Annotated in this window: 21 protein-coding genes; 10 read left to right on the forward strand and 11 right to left on the reverse strand. The window is 58.7% G+C overall.

Features of this window, described 5'->3' with window-relative positions; genetic code table 11:
• Positions 1-469: 469 nt before the first annotated feature.
• Complete coding sequence (locus V6S97_RS00580) at positions 470-3,301, reverse strand: beta strand repeat-containing protein (protein WP_080866030.1); 2,832 nt, start codon at positions 3,299-3,301, stop codon at positions 470-472.
• A 407-nt stretch (positions 3,302-3,708) separates the two neighbouring features.
• Here V6S97_RS00580 and V6S97_RS00585 point away from each other — a divergent pair, with 407 nt between their 5' ends.
• On the forward strand, positions 3,709-4,644 hold the full coding sequence (locus V6S97_RS00585) for a DMT family transporter (RefSeq protein ID WP_020809591.1): 936 nt from the start codon (positions 3,709-3,711) through the stop codon (positions 4,642-4,644).
• A gap of 264 nt (positions 4,645-4,908) precedes the next feature.
• On the opposite strand, the gene V6S97_RS00590 is transcribed toward V6S97_RS00585, so the two are convergent.
• From V6S97_RS00590 to V6S97_RS00600, 3 genes are all read right to left on the reverse strand, one after another.
• A complete protein-coding gene (locus tag V6S97_RS00590; RefSeq protein ID WP_003509784.1) occupies positions 4,909-5,100 on the reverse strand; it encodes a hypothetical protein in 192 nt (63 codons plus the stop codon).
• Positions 5,101-5,252: 152 nt separating this feature from the next.
• Positions 5,253-6,152, reverse strand: coding sequence for a uracil-DNA glycosylase (locus tag V6S97_RS00595; protein WP_080866031.1), 900 nt, complete (start codon positions 6,150-6,152; stop codon positions 5,253-5,255).
• Between the two features lie 43 nt (positions 6,153-6,195).
• Complete coding sequence (locus V6S97_RS00600) at positions 6,196-7,494, reverse strand: Hsp70 family protein (protein ID WP_031233668.1); 1,299 nt, start codon at positions 7,492-7,494, stop codon at positions 6,196-6,198.
• A 303-nt stretch (positions 7,495-7,797) separates the two neighbouring features.
• Here V6S97_RS00600 and V6S97_RS00605 point away from each other — a divergent pair, with 303 nt between their 5' ends.
• Positions 7,798-8,775 (forward strand): GGDEF domain-containing protein, encoded by a 978-nt coding sequence (locus V6S97_RS00605; protein ID WP_003509778.1) that lies wholly within the window; start codon positions 7,798-7,800, stop codon positions 8,773-8,775.
• Positions 8,776-8,797: 22 nt separating this feature from the next.
• Here the strand turns inward: V6S97_RS00605 and V6S97_RS00610 are convergent, their stop codons facing one another.
• Positions 8,798-9,586, reverse strand: coding sequence for an SDR family oxidoreductase (locus V6S97_RS00610; RefSeq protein WP_334425881.1), 789 nt, complete (start codon positions 9,584-9,586; stop codon positions 8,798-8,800).
• A gap of 182 nt (positions 9,587-9,768) precedes the next feature.
• Here V6S97_RS00610 and V6S97_RS00615 point away from each other — a divergent pair, with 182 nt between their 5' ends.
• Complete coding sequence (locus tag V6S97_RS00615; RefSeq protein ID WP_112593285.1) at positions 9,769-10,689, forward strand: cation diffusion facilitator family transporter; 921 nt, start codon at positions 9,769-9,771, stop codon at positions 10,687-10,689.
• 258 nt (positions 10,690-10,947) lie between these two features.
• Here the strand turns inward: V6S97_RS00615 and V6S97_RS00620 are convergent, their stop codons facing one another.
• Positions 10,948-11,460 (reverse strand): YcxB family protein, encoded by a 513-nt coding sequence (locus tag V6S97_RS00620; protein WP_111780947.1) that lies wholly within the window; start codon positions 11,458-11,460, stop codon positions 10,948-10,950.
• A 531-nt stretch (positions 11,461-11,991) separates the two neighbouring features.
• Here V6S97_RS00620 and V6S97_RS00625 point away from each other — a divergent pair.
• Together V6S97_RS00625 and V6S97_RS00630 are read left to right on the forward strand one after the other, a co-directional pair.
• Positions 11,992-13,656: an electron transfer flavoprotein-ubiquinone oxidoreductase gene (locus V6S97_RS00625; protein WP_262514305.1), complete on the forward strand. Its 1,665-nt coding sequence runs from the start codon at positions 11,992-11,994 to the stop codon at positions 13,654-13,656.
• 361 nt (positions 13,657-14,017) lie between these two features.
• Complete coding sequence (locus tag V6S97_RS00630; RefSeq protein ID WP_003510001.1) at positions 14,018-14,758, forward strand: pentapeptide repeat-containing protein; 741 nt, start codon at positions 14,018-14,020, stop codon at positions 14,756-14,758.
• 86 nt (positions 14,759-14,844) lie between these two features.
• Here the strand turns inward: V6S97_RS00630 and V6S97_RS00635 are convergent, their stop codons facing one another.
• Positions 14,845-15,861 carry a zinc-binding alcohol dehydrogenase family protein gene (locus V6S97_RS00635; RefSeq protein ID WP_099085530.1) on the reverse strand — a complete coding sequence of 339 codons (1,017 nt, stop codon included), beginning with the start codon at positions 15,859-15,861 and terminating at the stop codon, positions 14,845-14,847.
• Between the two features lie 103 nt (positions 15,862-15,964).
• On the opposite strand from V6S97_RS00635, the gene V6S97_RS00640 reads away from it, so the two are divergent.
• Together V6S97_RS00640 and V6S97_RS00645 are read left to right on the forward strand one after the other, a co-directional pair.
• Positions 15,965-16,354: a winged helix-turn-helix transcriptional regulator gene (locus V6S97_RS00640; RefSeq protein WP_003509998.1), complete on the forward strand. Its 390-nt coding sequence runs from the start codon at positions 15,965-15,967 to the stop codon at positions 16,352-16,354.
• Positions 16,355-16,476: 122 nt separating this feature from the next.
• Positions 16,477-17,313, forward strand: a complete 837-nt coding sequence (locus V6S97_RS00645; protein WP_003509996.1) for an undecaprenyl-diphosphate phosphatase — start codon at positions 16,477-16,479, stop codon at positions 17,311-17,313.
• A gap of 68 nt (positions 17,314-17,381) precedes the next feature.
• On the opposite strand, the gene mgtE is transcribed toward V6S97_RS00645, so the two are convergent.
• Positions 17,382-18,755 carry a magnesium transporter gene (mgtE, locus tag V6S97_RS00650; protein ID WP_020809600.1) on the reverse strand — a complete coding sequence of 458 codons (1,374 nt, stop codon included), beginning with the start codon at positions 18,753-18,755 and terminating at the stop codon, positions 17,382-17,384.
• A gap of 286 nt (positions 18,756-19,041) precedes the next feature.
• On the reverse strand, positions 19,042-20,286 hold the full coding sequence (locus V6S97_RS00655; RefSeq protein WP_080866556.1) for an MFS transporter: 1,245 nt from the start codon (positions 20,284-20,286) through the stop codon (positions 19,042-19,044).
• 235 nt (positions 20,287-20,521) lie between these two features.
• Here V6S97_RS00655 and V6S97_RS00660 point away from each other — a divergent pair, with 235 nt between their 5' ends.
• The 3 genes from V6S97_RS00660 (at position 20,522) to V6S97_RS00670 (ending at position 23,579) form a co-directional block, all read left to right on the forward strand.
• A complete protein-coding gene (locus V6S97_RS00660) occupies positions 20,522-21,430 on the forward strand; it encodes a diacylglycerol/lipid kinase family protein (protein WP_003509989.1) in 909 nt (302 codons plus the stop codon).
• Between the two features lie 300 nt (positions 21,431-21,730).
• Positions 21,731-23,104: an aspartate aminotransferase family protein gene (locus V6S97_RS00665; RefSeq protein ID WP_162686144.1), complete on the forward strand. Its 1,374-nt coding sequence runs from the start codon at positions 21,731-21,733 to the stop codon at positions 23,102-23,104.
• A gap of 4 nt (positions 23,105-23,108) precedes the next feature.
• Positions 23,109-23,579: an OsmC family protein gene (locus V6S97_RS00670; RefSeq protein WP_003509984.1), complete on the forward strand. Its 471-nt coding sequence runs from the start codon at positions 23,109-23,111 to the stop codon at positions 23,577-23,579.
• A gap of 161 nt (positions 23,580-23,740) precedes the next feature.
• Here the strand turns inward: V6S97_RS00670 and V6S97_RS00675 are convergent, their stop codons facing one another.
• Positions 23,741-23,929, reverse strand: coding sequence for a type II toxin-antitoxin system VapB family antitoxin (locus V6S97_RS00675; protein WP_087743667.1), 189 nt, complete (start codon positions 23,927-23,929; stop codon positions 23,741-23,743).
• A gap of 59 nt (positions 23,930-23,988) precedes the next feature.
• Positions 23,989-25,494 carry an AMP nucleosidase gene (amn, locus tag V6S97_RS00680; protein ID WP_003509981.1) on the reverse strand — a complete coding sequence of 502 codons (1,506 nt, stop codon included), beginning with the start codon at positions 25,492-25,494 and terminating at the stop codon, positions 23,989-23,991.
• Positions 25,495-25,542 lie beyond the last annotated feature (48 nt).

Genomic DNA, 25,542 nt, shown 5'->3' on the forward strand with positions numbered 1-25,542 from the left:
CTTGGCGTGGTCTTCCCGGCATCATGTCGCCATAAGTCCCGGATGTAAAATGGGTAGAGTATTCGTCACGTTCATGTGCGCGTCGGAGGACGTTCTGTCCCGCGATGGAAAGCTTTGCCGGCCATGCAGACAATCCTCCCGCCGCCGGACCCGTGGACCATGGCAGCAAATGTTGAACGATTGCTGAAGTGTTTCTAATTTTATTGAAGATTTATTTAGCTAGCTGGCATCTGCCTGGGAAAAATGGGGAACTCTCCATCGGCCAGTGCAGTCAAAGGCAATTCAGATATGCGAGCTGTATATTGCCGTTGATAGCGTGACCACCAAGGCCCGAGGGTGTCGAGCTTAAATTTTCACTATCGTATACACAAAAAACGACCACAGCATGCACAGAGACACGCTGTGGTGTTGCAGAATATTTTGAAACAAAAAGCTTTTTAAAAGCTGCTCATTTCGATCGCCACTTGCATCACAACAGCAGACTGTTTTCCGAAATGAAAATTGTTCCTGCCAGGAAGATTTGGAAGTCGACGAGACTGTCCCCATCAACGTCTCCCGATATGAAAGTCGCATTCTCAGCAGCCTCGAAACGTACCTCTCCAGCCGTAGAGCTAAAAGAATTCGTGCCAATGAAGGCAGACAAAGACAGAGCGGTGAGATCTATCCTATCGTTCTGGAGATTTGAGAAATCTTGGATGACATCAATCGCAAATAAAGAGGGGCTGTCTGCGATACTATCAAAGACAAATGTATCGCTCCCTGCTCCTCCGAAAAGCGTGTCTATCCCAGCGCCGCCATTCAGTACATCGTTCGAATTTCCACCGACGATGATATTGTCGCCATCATTGCCAATTCCTGTGAACGAAGCATTTCCAGTATATACTAGGTTCTCCACATGCACGGTCAACCGATAGTTGGTGAGAGATGTTTGAACCACATCGATACCATTGTCTGCAAGCTCAACAATAGTACTCTCAGTCGAGTCAATTATGTAAGTATCATTTCCCGCTCCGCCAGAAAATTGAAATAATCCGCTTCCGCCAACAAACGTATCGTCGTGGTTTGATCCCAGCACACCCTCTATACTGCCAAAAGAATCACCTGTTGCATCACCGGTGTGGTTGCCGTTGGCCATGTTGATAGTCACCCCACTGATGGCATCACTGTAGCTTGCAATATCGATACCCGTGCCGCCGTTCAGAATGTCCATGCCCGCTCCACCTCGCAAGGTGTCGTTTCCATTACCTCCATTCAGGACATTGTCCATCGAGTTGCCAGTCCCAAAGAAGATACCACTTCCTGTGAAAGTCAAATTTTCGACATTACTAGGTAGAGTATAAGATGATAGTGACGTTCTTACCGTGTCGATCCCATTGTTAACGGTCTCGGTTATTGTGACGAATCGAGTGTCGACGACATAAGTATCATCTCCCATTTCTCCTTGAAGAAACTGTCCTGATTTGGAAGAGGTCAGATGATCAGCGAAAGCTGAGCCTATAATGCGATCGATCGAGGTAAGCACATCACCAGTGGCGTCTCCCCCAGTGTTAACCCCATTCAGCAGGTTGACAGTGATTGCGGATAAGGAATTGGCGTAACTTATCGTGTCTGTTCCATCGCCACCGTCGAAGTTGTCCGCGGTATTGGTAGAATAGAAAGTATCGTCGAATTTAGATCCAACGTATTTCTCAATACTGTTGAAAACATCTCCGGCTGCATCACCTGTGAACGTTCCGGAGCGAAAATTAAATACGATCCCTGTGCTGGAAGTAGCGTATGAAGCCGCGTCGAATCCGTCGCCGCCATTTAGTATGTCGGCACCTGCGCCGCCGACCAAAATATCGTTGCCGTCTTTTCCATCCAAGATGTCGTTGCCTGCATAGCCCTCCAAACGATTCTTGTCTGAGTTTCCGGTCAAAACATCAACATATTGGGATCCTAGTAGACTCTCAATTCCTCTCAGCACGTCGCCAGTGGCATGACCACCGCTCGATGTGTTCGAAGCTAAGTTGACCGCGACGCCATCATTTGAGTTAATATAAGAAACGGCGTCAAAGCCTTCTCCTCCATCGAGTAGGTCGCCACCCCCATTTCCGACTAGTACGTCGTCGCCTGTATAACCGTATAACTGATCATTACTTTGCCCACCGGTGATGACATTGTCGAGGGCGTTGCCGATAAGGCGAGCATTCCCGGTACCGATATAGGTCAGACGCTCGATATTATCCTTGACGATGATTGAATAACTATTGTTTGTGGTGCGGATTTCATCATTACCGCCGTTTTGTGCTTCGATGATCACCGTGGAGAATGGGACGATATAAATATCGTCGCCTGCGCCGCCTTCGAAGGTGAAGCCGGCATCGCCCGTGATAGTGTCGTTGAAGGCCGAGCCGATGACTTTGTTAATTCTGTAATATTTGTCACCTTCAGCATCACCGCCCGTGCCGGTCCCCATTTTGGTCGCCACAAGGTTGATATTAACGGCTGCCGGTGAACCGGAATAATCAACGGTGCCACCACCGTCTCCTCCACTGAATGTAGAGGCTTCACTCCCACTAATAAAGGTGTTTGGATAACTGCTACCAGCGAATATTTCGATGCCGTCGAACGTATCGCCAGCGGCATATCCTGAGTGAATTCCCGTTTTAAAGTTCAATGTAATGCCCACCGGAGATGAGCCGTAACTTACGGTGTCAATCCCGGCCCCCCCAACAATATGGTCCGCGCCACCGGCTCCATCCAGTTGGTCGTCGCCGCTGCTGCCGGTGATGACATTGTCGAGGGCGTTGCCGATAAGGCGAGCATTCCCGGTACCGATATAGGTCAGACGCTCGATATTATCCTTGACGATGATTGAATAACTATTGTTTGTGGTGCGGATTTCATCATTACCGCCGTTTTGTGCTTCGATGATCACCGTGGAGAATGGGACGATATAAATATCGTCGCCTGCGCCGCCTTCGAAGGTGAAACCGGCATCGCCTGTGATGGTGTCGTTGAAGGCCGAGCCGATAATCTTATGAATCCCCGTCAAGGTGTCACCTTGTGCATCACCGCCCGTGCCGGTCCCCGTTTTGGTTGCCACAAGGTTGATATTGACCGCCGCGCCGGACCCTGAATAATCCGCCTCAGCCCCTCCGTCTCCTCCAATCAACTGATCCGCTCCAGGGCCACCTATTAACCTGTCGAAGCCTGATCCGCCAATTAAGACGTCATCGCCCTCTAAGCCGTAGATGATGTCGGCTTCGCTTGTTCCGATAAGGCGGTCTATTGCGGATGTTCCGGTAATAGTTGGCATGTTATCCTCCTGAGAGTTGGAAATTATCCATCGACGGTGTGATTAGTATAGTTTGGTATTATGTCGAATGTATTTCCAGATTTCATTTGTATTTTAATATTTTTTATTATAGTAAAATTTGTTATTTTACTAATTATTGCTAAGGTATTGATTTTTGTATTCCGTTGCTTGCAATGATTTTGGGGGTTGCGGCCAGAGCAATTAAGACTTCGGGCAACTTGTGTTGTAGTGGATTTTGGGAATCTGGCAGTTGGCCATAAGGGTGGATGCAAATGCGTGCCAAAATGTCAAATCCAATCCACTAGCCTTGTGAAAACTCACTTCTTCTTATAATTTCTGTGCGTCGTCCTCTCCCGCATGAAAATCTCCCGATGGCGTGTTTGCGCAGCCGATATGAGTAACTGCCAATGAACGCCGAACCGATGAATCCCTTTCGCGGGATTAGCATGAAGCTGATTTCGGTCGGCTTTTTTCTTGTCATGCAGACCTGTATCAAGGCCGCAGGTGACGTGCCGGCCGGCCAGATCACCTTCTTCCGTTCCGCCTTCGCCATCATCCCGATCGTCGTTTATCTCGCCTGGTTGCATGCGCTGGCGAGCGCGCTGCACACCAACAATCTCCTCGGCCATTTCAAGCGCGGTTTTCTGGGCATCCTCTCGATGGCCTGCGGTTTTTATGGGTTGACCATGCTGCCGCTGCCGGAATTCATCGCCATCGGTTATGCCTCGCCGCTTCTCGCCGTCGTTTTCGCCGCCTTCATCCTGCATGAAAAGGTGCGCATCTATCGCTGGAGTGCGGTGTTTGTCGGCATGATGGGCGTGCTGGTGATTCTGTGGCCGAAGATGACGCTTCTGAGTGAGGGCGGCTTTGCCGCGGGTGAGGGGCTGGGGGCCATTGCCGTGCTATGCGGCGCGGCGCTGGGCGGTCTGGCCATGATCCAGGTGCGGCAATTGGTGGAAACGGAAAAGACGCCGACCATCGTGCTCTATTTTTCGCTCACCGCCACTTTGTTATCGCTCATCAGCGTGCCCTTCGGCTGGAATTCGCTGAGCGTGACGCAGGCGATGCTCTTGATCACCAGCGGCATCTGCGGCGGCGTCGCGCAAATCTTCCTGACGGAGAGTTACCGCCATGCGGAAGTCTCCGTTATCGCGCCCTTCGAATACAGCTCCATCGTCTTCGGCATCGCGGTGTCCTACATTCTGTTTGGAGATATTCCGACGGTGACAATGCTGATCGGTACGGCGATCGTGATCCTCGCCGGTATCTTCATCATTTTCCGCGAACATCAGCTGGGATTGGCGAGACGGGCGGCGCGCAAGGCTTCGACGCCGCAGGGGTGAGGGATGTTTCCTCGGCCGCTATACACTGGCCGCTTTGTGTGTCCGTCATTCCGGCCATGAGCCGGAATCCAGTCGACATGCGTCTGCGTGTTGGAAAGACTCCTTTCAGCCCAAGGACTTGGGCTGGCTGGATGCCGGATCAGGTCCAGCATGACGGAGGTCTATAATCGTGAAAACACGCAAAAGCAAAAGGCGCCTTCCCGAAGAAAGACGCCAGCGCGCAATCATATCTATGAGCCAGTGCTAGGCTGGCCTGAGTGCTTCTCAGCGCTCGCGGAAATCCGCGAAGACTGCCGAGGGACGCGTCACGCGGACCTGCTGCATGGCAGCGCGTGCGGTCATCTGTTCGTTTGCGGCTGCGCCGAAACGATGGTAGCCCTGACTGGAGCGAGGGCCGAGGCCCGCCAGACGGAGCGTTTCAAAGCCGGAATGTACCGGACGGAAGCGAGTGGTCATTGCCTTGGTTCCTTAAACCGAATTCCTCCCAAGACATGATCGCTATATCGCAGCGCAGCATGGATTCGGCAAGCCGGCCAAATGCGCCGCTGTTATGCGTAATGCGCATGGCTTTTTTCATAATTCATTTACATTGAGTAGGAATGAGGCAGTCAGCCCTCGGTGATCTTTGCCTGAAAAGCCAATAAGTCCTGCCATGCCAAGGACTTACTCGCTGGCGCGTTCAACAGTTCCTGCGGATGCAGGCTGGCCAAGGCAGGCAAAACCAGGTGTCCGGCTGCGACATCACGCCACTGTCCGCGCAGCGTATGGATGGTGCCGGTGCCGCCAAAGAAGAAACGTGCGGTAAAGTTGCCAAGAAGCAACAGGTGTTTCGGCTCGGCAAGGGCGATCTGTCGCTCGATGAAGGGGCGGCAGATATCCATCTCGGCCTGCGTCGGCGGGCGGTTGCCCGGCGGCCGCCAGGGCACGACATTACCGAGCATGATGGTGCTGCGCTCAAGCCCGATGGCCGCCAGCATGCGGTCGAGCAAAAGCCCGGTCTTGCCGGCGAAGGGAAGGCCCTCGCGGTCGTCATCAGCATCCGGCATCGGGCCGATGACCATGATGGCGGAGGCGGCATCACCTGCGGTGAAAATCGTATTGCGCGCGCTGTTCTTGAGGTTGCAGCCGCTGAAACCCTCAAGCGCGGTTTTCAGCTCGGCAAGCGATCTCGCGCTTTCCGCCGCAAAACGCGCCGCCGCCACGGCCTGCTCGTCCGGCATGGCGACATTCTGCTGAATGGCGGGGGCGGCTGGCGAGCCACGCGCCGGGGCGCTGCGCGTTGCCGCCTGCCGTTGAGGCGCGTCGGCACGGCGATCCGCCGGCCTTTCAGTCTGGCGTGCCGATGTCACCGCATCCTGTGCCGGCGCGGATCGGGCAGGGCGGGCGGCGGCGAATTCAGCGAAACGGTCGACCGGGGTCTCTTCCAGCATCCAGTCCACGCCCGCATCCGCATGGAAATGCAGGAGGGCGGCGAGTTCGGCCGGGGAGAGGTCGTGAGCGGCGATCATGGGCGGAAATTACCCCATGTTCCCCGCCCGGGGAACCCGTAAATCACGCTGTCCAGCGCTGAATATCGCCGCTTTCGCCGATCATGGCGAGACCATGGGCAATCGAGAGCAGCTCGCCGCCGCTTTCGATACGGTCGGCGTCGAAACGGCGGGTGAAAAGCTCGCGCACCGCCGGCACGAAGGAGGTGCCGCCGGTCAGGAACACCTTGTCGATCGCCTCGGGCGCAACCTTCGTCTTTTCCAGAACCTCGTCGAGCGCTTCTTCTATCTTGGCGAGGTCGTCAGCGATCCAGTTGTTGAAATCGCTGCGCTTCACCATCTTGCGGCCGGCCTTGCCGAGCGGCGAGAAGTTGAATTCCGCTTCCTCCGCCGAGGATAGCGCCATCTTGGTGGCGGAAATCGCCTGATAGAGCGGGTAGCCCTCGTCGTGGTCGACCAGATCGATGAAGAGTTCGAGTTTTTCTGGCTCCAGCGCCGAGCGCACCAGCGATTTCAGCGCGGTGAATTCCTTCGAGGTCTTGAAGATCGACAGCTGGTTCCAGCGGCCGAAATTCACGTAATAACCCGAGGGTACATCCAGCACCTTGTCGAAGCTTTTGAACTTGCTGCCCTTGCCGATCTCGGGCGAGACCAGATTGTCGATCATGCGGAAATCGAAATGGTCGCCTGCCACGCCGACGCCGGAATGGCCGATGGGGGTGGCGGAAAGCTTGCCGGCATGGGTTTCGAAACGGATCAGCGAATAGTCCGTGGTGCCGCCGCCGAAATCCGCCACCAGCACATTGGCGTCCTTCTTCAGGCTCTGGGCGAAATAATAGGCGGCCGCCACCGGCTCGTAGACATAGTGGATATCAGGGAAGCCTGCCCGGGTGAGCGCCTCGTTGTAACGGGCAAGCGCCAGCGTCTCATCCGGATTGCTGCCGGCGAAACGCACCGGCCGGCCGGCGATGACGGTGGAAACGTCACCTGGCCATTCCTCGCCGGCATAGGTCCTCAGCTTGCGCAGGAACACGTCCATCAGGTCCTCGAAGCTCTGGCGCTTGGCGAAGATCAGCGTGCCCTGAAACAGCGGCGAGGCCGCAAATGTCTTGATCGACTGCAGGAAACGGCAGTCGCCGGCATTGTCGATGAATTGGCGGATGGCGGCATGGCCCGCTTCCACATGCAGGGCGGCCGCACCCAGGCCGGCATCCTTCATGAAGGAGAGCGCGGTGCGCATGCTGTCATCCGTGCCTGCGCTACTGGTAAAACGCATGGAACGGCTTTCGCCGCCGCCGTCGGAAAGAGCCATGACCGTGTTGGTCGTGCCGAAATCGAGGCCGAGAGCCCGCTTTTGCGTCATCGCCATATCCTTGTCGCCGATAGAAAAACCCGCCCGGCCTGAAAGGCGGCCCAGCGCGAAAATAAGGGATGCCTTTGGCACCCCGATGTCAGAGGAGGGCGGTTGATTGCACAGGGCCGACGGAATGGCAAGCACCTGCACCCGGGTTTATTGTGAAATTTGCATGAAGTAATCGCCATGGGTGGAAGGCCGCCCTGCCGCCCGCATTAAATATTTTTTCGCATAAAGCGAGTATAAGGCTGAACTATAGCGTTAAAGAGCAGATTTATTTTTGTATTTGTTGTGTTTGCAGACGGAGCCCCGATGTCCCGAAAGCCGGCCCGTTCCACCCTCGAAGACGTGTCGCCGGCGCGAAACGCCCGCGTTCGCGGCGATGCGGACAGCTTCAACCGCCATCTCATGGACCTGATGGAGGCGTCGCAGCAGGGTTATGCGCTTTTCGACGGCGGCGATGAACTGCGTTTCGCCAACACGGCATTCCGCACGGCGCTCGGCCTCGGTCCGGACGAGTTTCCGACATGGGTTGAGCTCATGCGCAGCGGTTACCGCAACTCCGCCGGCACGGCCATCGAGACCTCCGATTTCGAACTGTGGCTGCGCTCCGCGAGAACGAGGCGCGGCAAGCTGCCGTTCCGCACCATCGAGACCGGCCTCAATGACGGGCGCTGGATGCTCACGACCGAGACGACGCTGCCGGGTGGCTGGATGTTGTGCGTCGTCACCGATATTTCCGAACTCGGCGTTGAACTGCGCGATCTTCGCCAGGAGCGGGACAGGGCGTTGAAATCCGCCCTGAGCGACGAGCTGACCGGTCTCGGCAACCGCCGCTACGTCATGGATGTTCTCAATCACCGGCTTGGCCCCAACAAGGCCGAGGCGCTCGCCGTCATCATCATCGATATAGACCACTTCAAGTCGGTGAACGACCGCTTTGGCCATGCCTGCGGCGATCTGGTTCTGAAAGACTTCGCCGCCCGGCTTTCCGCTGCGGTCGCCCGCGACGATCTCGTCGGGCGAATCGGCGGCGAGGAGTTCCTGCTGATGCTCGGCGGTTCACGCGTTTTGAGCGCGGAGATCATCATGCAGAAGCTGCTGTTGTCTTTGACCGCGGCATCGCCGCTGAGCGACGTGCCGGATTTCCGCTATAGCTGCTCGGCTGGCATTGCCTTTGCAAATCCGGGCGAGAGCGCGAGCGATGTCCTGCGCCGCGCCGACACGGCGCTTTACGAAGCCAAGAATACCGGCCGGAACCGCTACGTGATTTACGGAGCGGCCTCCTGACCGGATTTTTGTTTATTCGGCGTCAGTTCGACTTCGCCGCGCCGCCATCCACTCTCAGCATCGTGCCGGTGATGTAGCTTGCCGGAACCGAGCAGAGGAAAGCGCCGGCGGCGGCGAATTCCTCCACCGTGCCGAGGCGGCCGGCCGGGATGCTCTTGACGGAGGCCTCGCGGATTTCCTCGACGCTCTTGCCGAGACGCTTGGCGTTGGCGCCATCAAGCTCATCGATGCGGTCGGTATGGATACGGCCGGGCAGGAGCAGGTTGGAGGTGATGCCGAAGGAGGCTACTTCGGAGGACAGCGTCTTGCTCCAGCCGACCAGCGCGCCGCGCAGCGTGTTGGAAAGCGCAAGATTGGCGATCGGTTCGAACACGCCTGACGAGGCGACGGTGAGGATGCGGCCGAAACCCTGTTCCTTCATGTCAGGCAGAAGCGTATTGGTGAGCGTGATGACGCGCAGCACCATGGACTGGAAGAAGGTATCGAGCTTTTCGACCGTCATCTCCTGCGCAAGGCCCGGGGTCGGACCGCCTGTATTGTTGACGAGAATATCGATGCCGCCGAGCTTGTCCTTGACCGCCTGAACCATGGCGGCGACGAAATTGTCATCGGCAAGATCGCCCCAGACCCAGTCGGCCTTGCCCTTGCCGAGCGCATTGATCGCCTTGCAGTTTGCCTCCAGCTTATCGCCGCTTCTGCCGACGAGAAGGACATGCGCGCCTTCTTTCGCCAGCGCCGTCGCAATGCCCAGCCCAAGGCCGCGAGAGGAGGCGAGAACGAGGGCGCGTTTGCCGGAAATGCCGAAATCCATGGGTTTTATCCTGTCTTGTGAGTGCGCTATGTGCTGTTTATAGAGCATTTCCAGGAAAAGTGGACCCCGGTTTTCCGTCCGGAAATGCGACAAAACAAAGAGTTAGAGCTTTTTCGCGATTCTAAGAATGGCGAAAACCCTCTATGAAGGTGGCGCCCGGTTTCGAAGGAAAAATACACGTCATGACAGAACAATCCCTGCTGAAATTCTCCATTGTCGTCACGGTTCTCCTGGCGCTCTTCGGTATCGGCGCGGGCCTGTTCTCCGGCTCCTTCGCGGTGGTTTTCGATGGTGTCTATGCGCTGACCGACGCTTTCATGACGGTGCTGGCGCTGCTGGTCGCGCGGCTGATCGCCGCCTCCGCAGCGCCAAGGCCGGGCGGCCGACTGGTGGAGCGTTTCACCATGGGTTTCTGGCACCTGGAGCCGATGGTGCTCGGCCTCAACGGCACGCTGTTGATGGGCGCTGCGATCTATGCGCTCATCAATGCCATCGACAGCCTGATGGATGGCGGCAGGTCGATCGAGTTCGACTACGCGATCATCGTCACCTTCCTCAGCTTTGCCGTCTCGCTCGCCATGGCGTGGTTCGTCAAAAGGCAGAACCGCCGGCTGAAATCCGCCTTCGTGGCGCTGGATGCCAAAAGCTGGTTGATGAGCGCGCTTTTGAGCATCGCGCTCTTTATCGCCTTCGCCGTGGGTTACGGGCTGACGGGAACGTCGCAGGCATGGCTTTCGCCCTATATCGACCCGGCCGTGCTGGCGCTGGTCTGCCTCGTCATCATCCCCATGCCGCTCGGCAATGTGAAGCAGGCGCTGGCCGACATCCTTCTGGTGACGCCGCTGGAATTCAAGCAGCATGTGGACAGGGTGGCCGCCGAGACGGTGGAAAAATTCGGCTTCGCTTCGCACTATTCCTATGTCGCCCGCGTCGGCCGCGGCCGTCAGATCGAACTCTTCTTCATCGTGCCGAAGAACTGGCCGGCCCGGCGTCTGGAGGAATGGGACGCGATCCGCGACGAGATCGGCGACGCGCTGGGCGGCGAGGGCAGTGACCGCTGGCTGACGATCGTGTTCACGACGGATGAGGAGTGGGCGGTTTGAGTGGGGTGTGATTTTAGCTAAGTCGGCTTGTGGCCCAAACCGGTCATTGCAGCACTGATCTGGACAGGCCTGATGGGGATGGAGAGCGGATTGGCAGGTTTCAGTCTGACAGAGAGCAGAAGTGGTCTTCCAGTGTCGCTCAAGCCGGAGTTTTGCACCAAACTCTTGCTACAGAAATTCCTTAGAAGTCAGCAGTGGCGATTTTGTCGCGAACTTGGGAGTTTGCGATAAGAATGGCTCCATCTTAGTGGGGCTATTTCACGCGCGCTTGATGTTGGCGGCCACCAATTGCCTGAAGTCGTCGATCTGTGCTGGCGTCAGGACGCGCTTAGGCAGCATGTTGAACACGCGCCCCCCCTGGTAGAGGAGGATCACCTTGCTGTCTTCGGTCCATTTGAGATAGTCGTTCCAAGGAACATTCCAGTCGCCCTGCTGTGCCTTGCTCCTAAAGCCTTCCTCAGACCATGTAACCGTGATCGGGTGCTGAAGGGTTTTCTGGTCTGCGTAGGCCTTGCGGGCAAACACGGCAGCGCCGAAAAAATATTGGTAGAGCGGTATTGCGATCACAACCACCACGCAGATGTAGAAGAGCGACATGAAAGGCGCATCGGGGAATCGCAGCGCCAACGTGAAGAGCGAGGCAAGCAGCAAAGCAACGAAGATCAGCCAGCAAACGAGCGGCCAGCCTGAGGTTGAATATTTCAGTATGAACAGCTTGTTGGCAGCAACATAGTCGTCGGCGGCCAAAGTGAAGGTGACGCTGCGGTTCATATCTCTCATTGTCTCCCTGGTGAGATACCACACCTGTCGCATAATTCCCGAAACCTGCGACACGTTTTGCTGTCGTACTATGTCCGGTTTGCAGCATCGCAATCAAGCCAGTGAACGTCTTCAATGGGGGCGACAGCGGACAATCATCGATACGTAAAGGTATGTCCGCTTGCGGCGCAAACGGAAACGCCGCCATTGATGAAGCGAGCCGAATGGGCGTTTCAGCCGCGATAAACGCGAGAGTGGCACAAATGCCGACTACCCTTGACGCCTACACTCCCAGCTTCTATTTTCAATCTTACGTGAACGTAAAAGTAATAATTCAATCATCAGGTTGTCTGACAATTGACTGGCGTGCGACATGTTTTGCCGCTATAGAAGCTCGACAAAGGCGTCCTGCTTTGCGAAGACAGACGCTGGTAAATGTGGTGTCGCGGATGGCTTTTTGTCCGGCGCAGGCGATGCGCCGACGATGCCGGTAAGCGGATATATAACAACAGCCGGATGGGACCGGCGATCTGAGAGGACGAGATGACGGAAGCGATGGAACTGCCCGAACGCGAAGCGATGGAATTCGACGTTGTGATCGTTGGCGCGGGTCCCGCGGGTCTTGCCGCCGCGATCCGCCTGAAGCAGGTGGAGCCCGAGCTCTCGGTCGTCGTTCTGGAAAAAGGCGCGGAAGTCGGTGCGCACATCCTCTCGGGCGCGGTGGTCGATCCCATCGGCATCGACCGTCTTCTGCCCGGCTGGCGCGAAGAGGAGGGGCATCCCTTCAAGACCGAGGTCAAGGACGACCAGTTCATGTTCTTGGGCCCGGCCGGCTCCATCCGCCTGCCGAATTTCATGATGCCGCCCTTGATGAACAATCATGGCAACTACATCGTCTCGCTCGGGCTGGTCTGTCGGTGGCTGGCGGAAAAGGCGGAAGGGCTCGGCGTCGAGATCTATCCGGGCTTTGCCGCCACGGAAGTGCTATATAATGACGAAGGCGCCGTCATCGGCGTCGCCACCGGCGATATGGGCATCGAGAAGAATGGCGAGCCTGGTCCCGCCTTCACCCGCGGTATGGAGCTGCACGGCAAATATGTGCTTGTTGGAGAGGGCGTGCGTGGATCGCTCGCCAAGGAGCTGATTTCCAAATTCGACCTCTCGAAAGATCGCGAGCCGCAGAAATTCGGCATCGGTATCAAGGAACTCTGGCAGGTCAAGCCGGAACACCACAAACAGGGCCTCGTGCAGCATTCCTTCGGCTGGCCGCTCGGTTTCAAGACCGGTGGCGGCTCGTTCCTGTATCATCTGGAGGACAATCTCGTTGCCGTCGGCTTCGTGGTGCACCTCAATTACAAGAACCCCTATCTTTATCCTTTCGAGGAATTCCAGCGTTTCAAGACGCATCCGGCCATCCGCGACACCTTCGAGGGCGGCAAGCGCATCTCCTATGGCGCGCGCGCGATTACCGAAGGCGGTTACCAGTCGGTGCCGAAGCTGACTTTCCCTGGCGGCGCGCTGATCGGCTGTTCGGCTGGTTTCGTCAACGTGCCGCGCATCAAGGGCAGCCACAATGCGGTGCTCTCGGGCATGCTGGCGGCGGAGAAGATCGCCGTGGCGATTGCCGCCGGCCGCGCCCATGACGAGGTGGCGGAGATCGAGGCCGAGTGGCGCGAAGGCGATATCGGCAAGGACCTGAAGCGGGTCCGCAACGTCAAGCCGCTGTGGTCGAAATTCGGCACGCTCGTCGGTGTCGGCCTTGGCGGTCTCGACATGTGGACCAACCAGCTGTTCGGCTTTTCCTTCTTCGGCACGCTGAAGCACGGCAAGACGGATGCGCAGAGCCTCGAGCCCGCTTCGAAGCACAAGCCGATCGCCTATCCGAAGCCTGATGGCGTTCTGACCTTCGACCGCCTGTCCTCGGTGTTCCTGTCCTCCACCAACCATGAGGAAGACCAGCCGGTCCACCTTCAGGTGAAGGACATGGAGCTGCAGAAGCGCTCCGAACACGACGTCTTTGCCGGTCCTTCGACGCGTTATTGTCCGGCCGGTGTTTACGAGTGGGTGGAGAAGGACGGCGAAGAGGTTTACGTCATCAACGCGCAGAACTGCGTGCACTGCAAGACCTGCGACATCAAGGACCCCAACCAGAACATCAACTGGGTGCCGCCGCAGGGTGGCGAAGGGCCGGTTTACGCCAATATGTGATGGTGGGTCCGAACCGTCTGGATCGTTGACGTCGTTTAGCGACGCCGTGGCGTTTGAACGCCGTCACCCCGGATTTGATTCGGGGGCCGGCGCGATCAAGTCTTTGATCGTAAAAGACTCTCCTCACGGCGCAGACGCGCTGTGACTGGATGCCGAATCTAGTCCGGCATGACGAAAGAGCAGCGTTCATGGCCCGTCCCCCGTCAGTATTTGTGGATTGCTCTTCGATTTCTTACATATAGGATGTTGGGGTGTTGCATGGTCGCGTGGCCCGTGGATTGTGGTTCAGCGATGCGGTAACGCCTTGAACGTGCGTGCATATGGTCCTAGGTGCCGTCGCAAGACGACAGGGAGTGAAAGAATGTCCGGCTTTCAAAGGCTGAATATCGTGCGGAAGACAGGGTGCGTTGCCGGTGTGGCGGCGCTTGCGATGATTGCCGTTTCTTTCAGCGGCGGCCCGCTGGTGGCCGCAAGCTGCCGTACCGATGCCATGGCCGGCATCGACTGGCGCGAATGCAACAAGCGCCTTCTGATGCTGGGCGGCAGCAATCTCGATTCGGCGATGCTCTACGGCACGGATTTCACCTATACGGATCTGCGCGGTTCTTCGCTGAAGGGCGCCAATCTCGAAAAGGCCAAGCTCATCCGTACGGCCCTTGGCGAGGCGAACCTTCAGGGTGCCAACCTGACCAAGGTGGAAGCTTATCGCAGCGATTTTTCCGCCGCCGACGCCACCAATGCCAAATTCGTTAATGCCGAAATGCAGCGGACCAAATTCGAAAACACCAAGCTGGACGGCACGGATTTCACCAAGGCTGAACTCGGCCGTGCTGATTTTGAGGGTGCGACGCTGAACGGCTCGAAATTCTCGCTCACCAACCTGTCACGCGCCCGCTTCGGCGGCGCGAAGCTTGGCGGCCCGGTGGATTTCACCAGCGCCTTCCTGCTCCTGACCCGGATTGAAGGGGTCGATCTTTCCATGGCCACCGGCCTCGACCAGAAACAGATCGATATTGCCTGTGGTGACGCCAAGACCAAATTGCCGAACGGCCTTACCGCGCCGGCCTCCTGGCCGTGCCCGGAAGACCCGGACGACGATTGACAGGAATGGCCGCGCGGTTTTGCGCACGGCCCAAACACCTCCGTAAGCGGAGAGAAGCGCCCGCGATGCGGACGCCTCGTTGCTGATCAGAAGCCCGAAAGCACGATCTTGCCCTTGGCCTTGTTGCTTTCGATCAGCGCATGCGCCTTGATGAGATTTGCGGCATTGATGGTGCCGAAAACCTCGGTCAGCGTCGTCTTGATCTTGCCGGCATCGACAAGCTCGGCCACGTGGTTGAGCAGCCGGTGCTGCTCGATCATGTCAGGCGTCTGGAAGACGGCGCGGGCGAACATCATTTCCCAATGGATCGATACGCATTTGCGCTTGAAGGCCATGACGTCGAAACCGCCGGCCGGATCGTCGATCAGCGCGAAACGGCCCTGCGGCGCGATGGTCGCCACACTGTCGGCGGCATGAATGTCGCTATGGGTGGTGGAAAACACGAAGCCCGGCGCACCGAGCCCGAGCGCTTCCACCTGCGGCGCGATCGGCTTGCTGTGATCGATGACGTGATGCGCGCCGAGTTCTTTCACCCAGGCAATCGTTTCCGGCCGCGAAGCGGTGGCGATGACGGTGAGGTCGGTCAGCGCCCGCAGGAGCTGGACGGCGATGGAGCCGACGCCACCAGCGCCGCCGATGACCAGAACGGCGTTGGCTGCGCCCGGAACCGGTTCCTTCACCCGCAGCCGGTCGAACAGCGTCTCATAAGCGGTGATCGCGGTCAGCGGCAGGGCGGCCGCTTCCTCGAAATTCAATGATTTGGGCTTTGTTCCGACAATGCGCTCATCGACGAGATGGAATTCGCTGTTGGAGCCGGGGCGGTTGATGACACCGGCGTAGAATACCTCGTCGCCGGGCTTGAACAGCGAGACCTTGTCGCCGACGGTCTTCACCACGCCGGCAGCATCGAAGCCGAGCACGCGCGGTTCGCCGTTTTCCGGCGTCTGGTTGCGGCGCACCTTGGTGTCGACGGGGTTTACCGAAACGGCCTTCACTTCCACCAGAATGTCGTGCCCTTTCGCTTCCGGCTGGGGCAGGTCGATATCGACGAGGGCGTCTTTCGCCGTGATGGGCTGGCTGGTCCTGTAACCGATGGCGCGCATGAACAGTCTCCTTTGCTTGTTTGCGTGCCTCTTACTTGATACATATGAACATCGATCGCAAGAATGCACATTTTGTGATGATACATACAAAAAGGATACTGTGATGTCGCGACCGCGCGCCAAGCTCACCGGCAACTTTCCCGGCTGCCCGGTGGAATCGACCCTGAGTTTTCTCGACGGCAAATGGAAGGGCGTGATCCTTTATCACCTCATCAATGAGGGCACGCTGCGCTTCAACGAGCTGCGCCGCCATATTCCCAGCGTCACCCAGCGCATGCTGACCAAGCAGCTGCGGGAACTGGAGGAAGCGGGCCTGATTTCGCGCACCGTCTTCCCGGTGGTGCCGCCGCGGGTGGATTATGCGCTGACGCCGCTTGGCGAGACGATGCGGCCGGTCATCTCGGCGCTGAAAAGCTGGGGGGACGCCCATGTCGTCTGCAAGAACGGCGCGAAATACACCCAGCTTCCGCAGGCTGCGGAGAAGGCGGCCTGAGAGAAATCACGGGTAAAAGCACGTCCCGTGAGGGCCATTTTTCATGGTGCGATGCAACACGGATTTGCCCCGATTGATGCATAATGCTGCAAACTCGATTCGCAGCAGGGACATCAAAGCACATGAGCATGGGTTGGATGGAGGCCGGATTTCTCGGCCTTTTGCAAGGACTTACGGAGTTTCTTCCGATTTCTTCAAGCGCGCATCTGAGGATTGCCGGGGAGTTCCTGCCCTCCGGCGCGGATCCCGGGGCCGCCTTCACCGCAATTACCCAGATCGGCACGGAAATGGCGGTGCTGGTCTATTTCTGGTCCGATATCATGCGGATAGCAGCCGCCTGGCTGCGGCAGAACCTGCGCCTTGGCGAATATAACAAGGCTGATGCCCGGCTGGGCTGGCTGATCATCGTCGGTTCGGTGCCGATCGTGTTTCTGGGCCTGTTCTTCAAGGATGCCATCGAACATTCGCTGCGCAACCTCTATATCACCGCTGTGATGTTGATCGTCTTTGGCATCGTTCTCGGTCTTGCCGACAGGATCGGGGAGAAGCGTTACAAGCTCAACCAGCTGATCTGGCGCGATGGCATCCTGTTCGGTTTCGCGCAGGCCATGGCGCTCATCCCCGGTGTTTCGCGTTCGGGCGGCACCATCAGCGCCGGTCTGCTTCTGGGCTACACCCGCGAGGCGGCGGCGCGTTATTCCTTCCTGCTCGCCGTTCCCGCCGTCTTCGGCTCCGGCTTCTACCAGCTCTTCAAGAGCATCGGTGAGGACAATCCGGTCGGCTGGGGGCAGACCGGGCTTGCGACCCTCATCGCCTTCGTGGTCGGTTACGCCGTGATCGTGGTTTTCCTCAAGCTGGTCTCGACCAAGAGCTACATGCCCTTTGTCTGGTACCGCGTGGTCATCGGTTTCATCCTGCTCGCCCTACTGGGAACGGGCGTCATCAATGCCGGCGGCTGAGGGCAGGGCTTCTCGCTTTTTCCCATCGCAAATGAAAAGGCCCGCTCTTTCGAACGGGCCTTTTGTCTTTAGAGCAATGTGCCGCTGAGGATCGCCAGCGCCACCGAGAAGTAGATGATAAGGCCGGTGACATCCACCAGCGTGGCGACGAAGGGGGCAGAGGCGCTGGCGGGGTCGAGCCGCAGGCGCTGCAGGATGAAGGGCAGCATGGAACCGGCCAGCGAACCGAAGGTGACGATGCCGACAAGCGCCGCGAAAACGGTTGCGCCGACCAGCAGCCAGTGTTCGCCGTAATCGTAGAAACCTGCCTGCTGCCAGACCGTCAGACGCAGGAAGCCGATGGCGCCCAGAATGCAGCCGAGGGTCAGGCCCGTCGGGATTTCGCGCAGCAGCACGCGCCACCAGTCCGAAAGCTTCAGTTCGCCGAGCGCCAGCGCCCGGATGATGAGCGAGGTGGCCTGCGAACCGGAGTTGCCGCCTGACGACATGATGAGCGGAATGAACAGCGTCAGCACCACGGCCTTTTCCAGTTCGCCCTCGAAATGCTGCATGGCGCTGGCCGTCAGCATTTCACCGAGGAACAGGGCTGCGAGCCAGCCGGCGCGCTTGCGGATCATGTCCGGAAAACCGATCGTCATATAGGGCTTGCCGAGCGCCTCCATACCACCGAATTTGTGGGCGTCTTCCGTGGTGTCGGCGATCATGGTGTCGATCACGTCGTCAACGGTGACGATGCCGAGGATATGCGAATGGTCATCGACAACGGGAAGGGCCAGAAGGTCGTGCTTGCGGATCAGCCGGGCGACATCCTCCTGCGACATCAGGGGGCTCGCATAGGCAATGCCCTCCTTCGAAGCGACGGAGAGGATGGAAGCGCCCGGTTCGCCGGTCAGCAGGCGACGCAGCGTCACCACCGTGGAGAGTGTCCCGTCCTGCGCCAGCACATAGATGGCATAGACCGTTTCACGCGACCGCTCGACGACGCGGATGTGCGAAAGGGTCTGTTCCACCGTCCAGCTGTCGGGCACGCTGACGAATTCCGTGGTCATGATGGAGCCGGCGGTGCGCGGCGGATAGCCCATCAGATGCTGGATGGAGAGCGCCGTGGTGCGGTCCAGCCGGGCAAACAGCTTGGCGCGGGGCTCTTCTTCCATTTCCGCCATGACGTCGGCGACGCGGTCGTCGGACATGAGGTTGACGAAACGGGCGGCCTGTTCGAGCGGAATGCCGGCAATGATGGCGGCTGCGTCATGCAGTTCCGGCCGGTCGAGAATGGCAACGGCCTTTGCCTGCGGCATGGCAAGCAGGGCAGCTACGGCTGCGTCGGTATCAAGCGTGTTGAGGTGCTCGACACGTTCTGCGATGGTGGTGGAACCGGCATTTCCGCTGCGGAGAAGACGTGCGGCCTTGCTGGCTCTCTGGGAGAGAGTGTGGAAGTTCATGATTGCTCACCTTTCCGTCGATTCGCCGATTACGGCGAACGCGGTGGTGAGCCGACAGAGGTCGGATCAGTTCCCGTTCGCCGCTTTCGGCAAAGGCAATCGACTACTACTGTCGCTAGACATCTAATGATGCTCCGTTGAAATCCGCACAGTTCCGGGTCACGGCCCGTGCGTAACGCCGTGTTGCGCCTGAAACGAAAAAGAGTCAAGCGGACCTATTGTGAAATTTCCGTAAGGTTCCGGGCGGGTCCCGGAAAGGGCATTCAAGCGGTTAAAAAACCGGCATTCAGCCGGCTTTTGCGCGCCGCTCGACGGTGACGGAAACGAGGAAAACGCCAAGCCCGAGAAGGGAAAGAACCGCACCGACATAACCCGTCGAGGCGTAACCGAAACCCATGGCGATGACGAGGCCGCCAAGCCAGGCGCCAAGCGCGTTGGCGATGTTGAAGGCGGAATGGTTGGAGGCGGCAGCCAGCGTCTGCGCATCCTGCGCCACATCCATCAGCCGGGTCTGCACGGCCGGGCAGGCTGCGAAACCGCAGCCGATCAGGAAGACGCAGAGGCAGAGCATGAATGGATTGTCCGCCGTCATGCCAAACACGGTCATGACAAGCACGTTGAAGGCCAGCATGCCGCCAATCGTGCCGTTGAGCGAGATATCCGCCAGCCGCGAGCCGACGACATTGCCGACATTCATGCCGATTCCGAACAGCGCCAGCACCATGGAAACGGTGGAAACCGGCATCATCGCCACATCGGTGGTGGTCTTGGCGATATAGCTGAACACAGAGAACATGCCGCCGAAACCGACGGCGGCGATGGCAAGCGTCAGCCACACCTGCACGCGCCGGAAAGCGCCAAGTTCGCGCCACACGCTGGCGCCTTCTTCCACCCTGTCACGCGGCTGGAACAGCCAGAGAAGGGCGACCGTCAACAGCCCGATGCCGCCGACCAGCATGAAGGCCGCGCGCCAGGACAGAAGCTGGCCGAAGAAGGTGGCAAGCGGGGTGCCGAGCAGGGTGGCGATGGTGAGGCCGAGCATCACGCGGCCAACGGCGCGGGCGCGCTTGTGGATGGGCGCCATGGAGGCCGCCACCAGCGCCGCAACGCCGAAATAAGCGCCATGCGGCAGGCCGGTGATGAAGCGCAGGACGGTGAAGCTCAGGAAATCAGGTGCAAGGGCGCTCAGGATATTGCCGACCGCAAAAAGCCCCATCAGGCCGAGAAGCAGGGTACGACGCGTTATGCGCGCGGCAAGCACCGCAATGATCGGCGCGCCGATGACGACGCCGAGCGCATAGGCGGTGATGACGTAACCCGCCTGCGGAACGGTGACGCCATAGGTGGTGGCAACGTCAGGCAAAAGGCCCATGATGGCGAATTCACCGGTGCCGATGCCGAAGCCGCCGGCGGCAAGCGCCAGTTCGATAAGTGCGATGGCAAGCGGGGAGAGGGCCACGGCTGGCGCTGCCGTGTAAACGGTTTCATTCTCCGCGCCAGGGCGGGCTTCGGAAATATTCGACTGGCTCATCGTGACCTGAAAAACGGGAAGGGCCCACAGAAAAAAGGGCAAGACCGTATGGGAGCGGTCTGCCCTGACTGGAGATGCGCGGTCATGAAAATGACCTTAAGTGATCCCTAACATGAAATGATGCGTTGCGGTAGAGCGATTCTCGGCAAAAGAGCATCTTCACGCGATGGTGTTCGGAACTCTATATGACGACAGGCATTTACGCGCGGCTGCGCTACTGGATCGGGTTGGAAACATGAAGCTCATTGCAATTTTCAATCGCGACGGCGGCACTTTTCGTACCACTGACATGGAAGCCTATTGCGAACACGCCCGCGACGTTTTCACCCGTGCCGGCCACACGATCGATTGCCGTCTGGTCTCCGGAAAAGATATCGTCGAGGAAATGGAACGCGCCGCCGATGAACCGGGCATTGAAGCCATCATTGCCGGCGGCGGCGACGGCACGATTTCCGCAGCAGCGGCCATCGCCTGGAAGCACGGCATCGCGCTCGGCATCGTTCCGGCCGGCACCATGAACCTCTTCGCCCGCTCGCTGAAGCTGCCGCTCGATATTCGCCAGGCGCTGGAAACGCTGGCGAGTGGCGAGATTGCCAGTGTCGACATCGCCAGCGCCAATGGCCGCCTCTTCGTCCACCAGTTTTCCGCAGGTCTGCATTCGCGCATGGTGCGCTACCGCAACAATCTCGCTTTCGCCTCCCGTCTTGGCAAGATCAAGGCGAGCATCCGCGCCGCCATCAACGTCATCCTCAATCCGCCGGTGTTCGAGGTGCAATATACTGTCAATGGCAGGACGCAGCATCGCAAGGTCTCGGCCATTTCCGTCTCCAACAACGAGTTCGGCCAGAGCTCGCTGATGGTGGCGGATAATGTCTCGGGCGGCCATCTCGGCTTTTATCTTGCCGATCCGCTGCGTCCCTCCGGCGTTGCGAAACTCGCTTTCGACATTCTGCGCGGCAGGCTGAAGGAAAACGCCGCCGTCACCGCCATGACCGTGACGGATGTGGAACTGCATTTCCCCAAGAAGCGCCATGACCTGCGATGTGTCATCGATGGCGAGTTGCTGCCGATGGAGCGGGATGTGGCGCTGAAAGTTCATGCGGGCGAATTGAAGGTGCTGGTGGGGCGGGCGTTTTTCGCATGACGCTTGGCTGAAGAGCGCGAGGCAACCGTTTTTGGATTGTGTGGTTGCCGCTTGCTTCTTCTCCCCGAGGGGGAGCAGCAGCGGGATGAGGGGGCGAGGTCTCCGAAGTCCAGCAACGATACCCCCTCATCCGACCCTTCGGGCCACCTTCTCCGCGGCGGGAAGAAGAAACTAGCGGCAACCGCTCGTTCCATGCGCTCCCCCTAAAAAACGCCAGCCTTGCCAAATCGAATCCGCCCGGCCATGTTCGGCGGGCGCGGTGGCGTGAGCGCCGTTGCCTTTATGGGAGTGCGATCTGTCATGAATGAAATCTCCAAGCCGCTGTCCAACCTCGCCGCCATCGATGCCGCCCACCACCTTCATCCCTTTTCCGATATGGGCAAGCTGAATGCCGCCGGCACCCGCATCATCGAGCGCGCGGAAGGAGTGTTCATCTATGACAGCACCGGCAAGAAATATCTCGACGCCTTCGCCGGCCTCTGGTGCGTGAATATTGGATATGGCCGCCGCGAGATCGCCGATGTCGTGCAGCGCCAGATGAACGAGCTGCCCTATTACAACGCGTTTTTCGGCACCACCACGCCGCCGGCGACACTTCTGGCGCAGAAAATCGCCTCCCGCGCCGGGCCTGACATGAACCATGTGTTCTTCACCAATTCCGGATCGGAAGCGACCGATACCTGGTTCCGCATGGCGCGGGTCTACTGGAAGGCGCTCGGCCATCCGACGAAGACGAAGGTGATTGCGAGGCGCAATGGCTATCACGGCTCGACGGTGGCCGGAGCCTCGCTCGGCGGCATGAAATGGATGCACGAGCAGGGCAACCTGCCGATCGAGGGTATCGCCCATATCGGCCAGCCCTATTGGTACGCCGAGGGTGGCGATCTTTCACCTGCCGAATTCGGCCTGAAGGTCGCCCGGGAACTCGAAGCGAAGATCGACGAGCTCGGTGAGGAAAACGTTGCCGCTTTTGTGGCCGAACCCATTCAGGGCGCCGGTGGCGTGATTGTGCCGCCGGAGACCTATTGGCCGGAAATCGCACGCATCTGCAAGGCGCGCAACATTCTCCTCGTCTCCGATGAGGTGATCTGTGGTTTCGGCCGTCTCGGCTCCTGGTTCGGCTATCAGCATTTTGGCGTGGAGCCGGATTTCGCGCCCGTCGCCAAGGGCCTGTCATCAGGTTATCTGCCGATAGGCGGCGTCATCGTCTCGGATCGGGTGGCGGACGTGATGTTGTCTGAGGTCGGTGACTTCAATCATGGTTTCACCTATTCCGGCCACCCCGTCTGCGCCGCCGCAGCGCTTGAAAATCTCCGCATCATCGAGACCGAAGGGCTGGTGGAGCGGGTGCGCGACGATATCGGCCCGTATTTTTCGCAAGGCTGGAAAAGCCTTGAGGACCACGAACTGGTGGGCGAGGCTGTCAATGTCGGCCTGATGGGCGGCCTGCAGATAACGGCCGACAAGGCGACACGCAAACGTTTTGCGAAGCCCGACGATATCGGAACCGCGGTGCGCAACCATTGCCTGGCAAACGGCCTCGTCATGCGCGCCACGGGAGACCGCATGCTGGCCTCGCCGGCGCTGACAATCAGCCGTTCGGAAGTGGATGAGATCATCGAGACGCTGCGCAAGGGGCTCGACCACCTGCGTGATACGATAAGGGAGGAGTAATTACATGGCAGGACAGGAACATCATTACGCCGTTCAGGTGAAATGGACGGGCAATCGCGGCAAGGGGACGTCCGGCTACCGCGACTATGAACGCGACTATACGATTTCCACCTCGGGAAAAGCCGATATCGCCGGCTCCTCCGACCCTGCCTTCCGCGGCGATGCCTCCCGTTGGAACCCGGAAGACCTGCTCGTCGCCTCACTCTCGGCCTGCCACAAGCTCTGGTACCTGCATTTCTGCTCCGTCAACGGCATCATCGTCGAAGACTATGTCGACAATGCCGAAGGCACGCTGTTGATGGAAAAGGACGGCGCCGGGCAATTCAGCGAGGTGGTGCTGAAGCCGGTGATCACCATTTCGAAGGGGGATCCCACGAGAGCCGACGAATTGCACCATGACGCGCATGAGAAATGTTTTATCGCCAGATCGGTGAATTTCCCCGTGCGTGTGGAGGGGACGGTGAAGGTGGTTTAAAGGCACACGTCGCCTTCATTCAGTCTGTGTGGGCAGACTGTTAAAGCATCCCTCACACTCGACGTCATCCTCGGGCTTGACCCGAGGATCCATTGCCGCGTGTGATGGTGGATCCTCGGGTCAAGCCCGAGGACGACGACGGAGAGGTTTCCAGGCCTTCGTCACTGCCCGAGCCCATCAAGATTGCCTTCCCAGCCAATCCCCCGCAGTTCCTCAAGCGCACGTCTCTGCCAGTGTACCCGGACAAATTCTCTCAGAGCCCGTCCAACCGTCGCCTCGACGGTGGACAATCCGGTGATTTCCATGGCCTCGGCCATCAAGTCGTCATCAAGGTCGATAGTCACACGCATCGCACGGCCTCAAGGTGTATGAACAGACATCACCACCTTGAGGGCGAAGATGTGCGATCTTACTGAAACGCCGTCTCGTAAAAGCTTCGAAGCTTGCGCGAATGCAGCGTTTCCGTCGGCATCGCCGCAAGCTTCTGCACGGCACGGATGCCGATCTGCAGATGCTGGGCGACCTGGGTGCGGTAAAACTCTGTCGCCATGCCCGGTAGTTTCAATTCCCCATGCAGCGGCTTGTCGGAGACGCAGAGCAGGGTGCCGTAGGGCACGCGGAAGCGGAAGCCGTTGGCCGCGATGGTGGCCGATTCCATGTCGAGCGCGATGGCACGCGATTGCGACAGGCGCTTGACGGGGCCGGCCTGATCGCGAAGCTCCCAGTTGCGGTTGTCGATCGTGGCGACGGTGCCGGTGCGCATGATGCGTTTCAGCTCGAAGCCCTCGTAACCCGTGACTTCGGCGACCGCACCTTCCAGCGCCAGCTGCACTTCGGCAAGCGCGGGGATCGGCACCCAGACCGGCAGGTCGTCGTCAAGCACATGGTCCTCGCGCACATAGGCATGCGCCAGAACATAATCGCCAAGCCGCTGGCTGTTGCGCAGGCCGGCGCAATGGCCGACCATCAGCCAGGCATGCGGGCGCAGCACGGCGATATGGTCAGTGATCGTCTTGGCATTGGAGGGACCGACGCCGATATTGACGAGCGTGATGCCGGCATGGCCCTTCTTCTTCAGGTGATAGGCGGGCATCTGCGGCAGGCGGCCGAGAACGGCGTCCGTTTCCGGCTTGTCGGAGCCGGCAGGGGTGATGATGTTGCCCGGCTCCACGAAGGCCGTGTAGCCTTCGCCGCCATTCTTCATCATCTGCCGCGCCCATGCGGCGAATTCATCGATATAGAACTGGTAGTTGGTGAACAGCACGAAGTTCTGGAAGTGGCTGGCGCTGGTTGCCGTATAATGGCTGAGGCGGGCCAGCGAATAATCGATGCGCTGTGCGGTAAAGGGTGCGAGCGGCGCGGGTTCGCCGGGCACCTGATCATATTCGCCATTGGCGATGAGATCGTCGGTATTGTTGAGATCGGGCGTATCGAAAAGATCGCGCAATGGCACGTCGGAGAGCGAGGATGCCGCCGCCGCTTCGACATAAGCGCCTTCGCCGAAGGCGAAATGCAGCGGAATGGGCGTGGCCGATTCAGCAACCGTCACCGGAACGCCGTGGTTCTTCATCAGAAGCCCCAGCTGCTCTTTCAGGTAATGGCGGAAAAGTTCCGGCCGGGTGATCGTCGTCGTATAGACGCCGGGGGCGGTGACATGGCCGTAGGAGAGACGCGAATCGACATGGCCGAAGGTGGCGGTCTCCAGGCTGACCTGCGGGTAGCAGGCGCGGTAACGGCCGGTGATCGGCGCGCCCTTGGCAAGGTCGGTGAAGGAGTTGATGAGGAACGCCGTATTGCGTTCGTAAAGCGCGGTCAAAGCCGCCACAGCTTCTTTCGGGTCCGTGAATGTCTGCGGCGCGAAAGGCTCGGGGCTGATGAAGGTGAAGGGCGGAATCGTTCGTTTTGCTATTGTCATGGCCCATTATAAGAGGCCAAATTCGACAGGCAAGCGACAGAAATACGA

The organism is Agrobacterium sp. CCNWLW155 (assembly GCF_036888815.1).
Taxonomy (GTDB): domain Bacteria; phylum Pseudomonadota; class Alphaproteobacteria; order Rhizobiales; family Rhizobiaceae; genus Agrobacterium; species Agrobacterium radiobacter.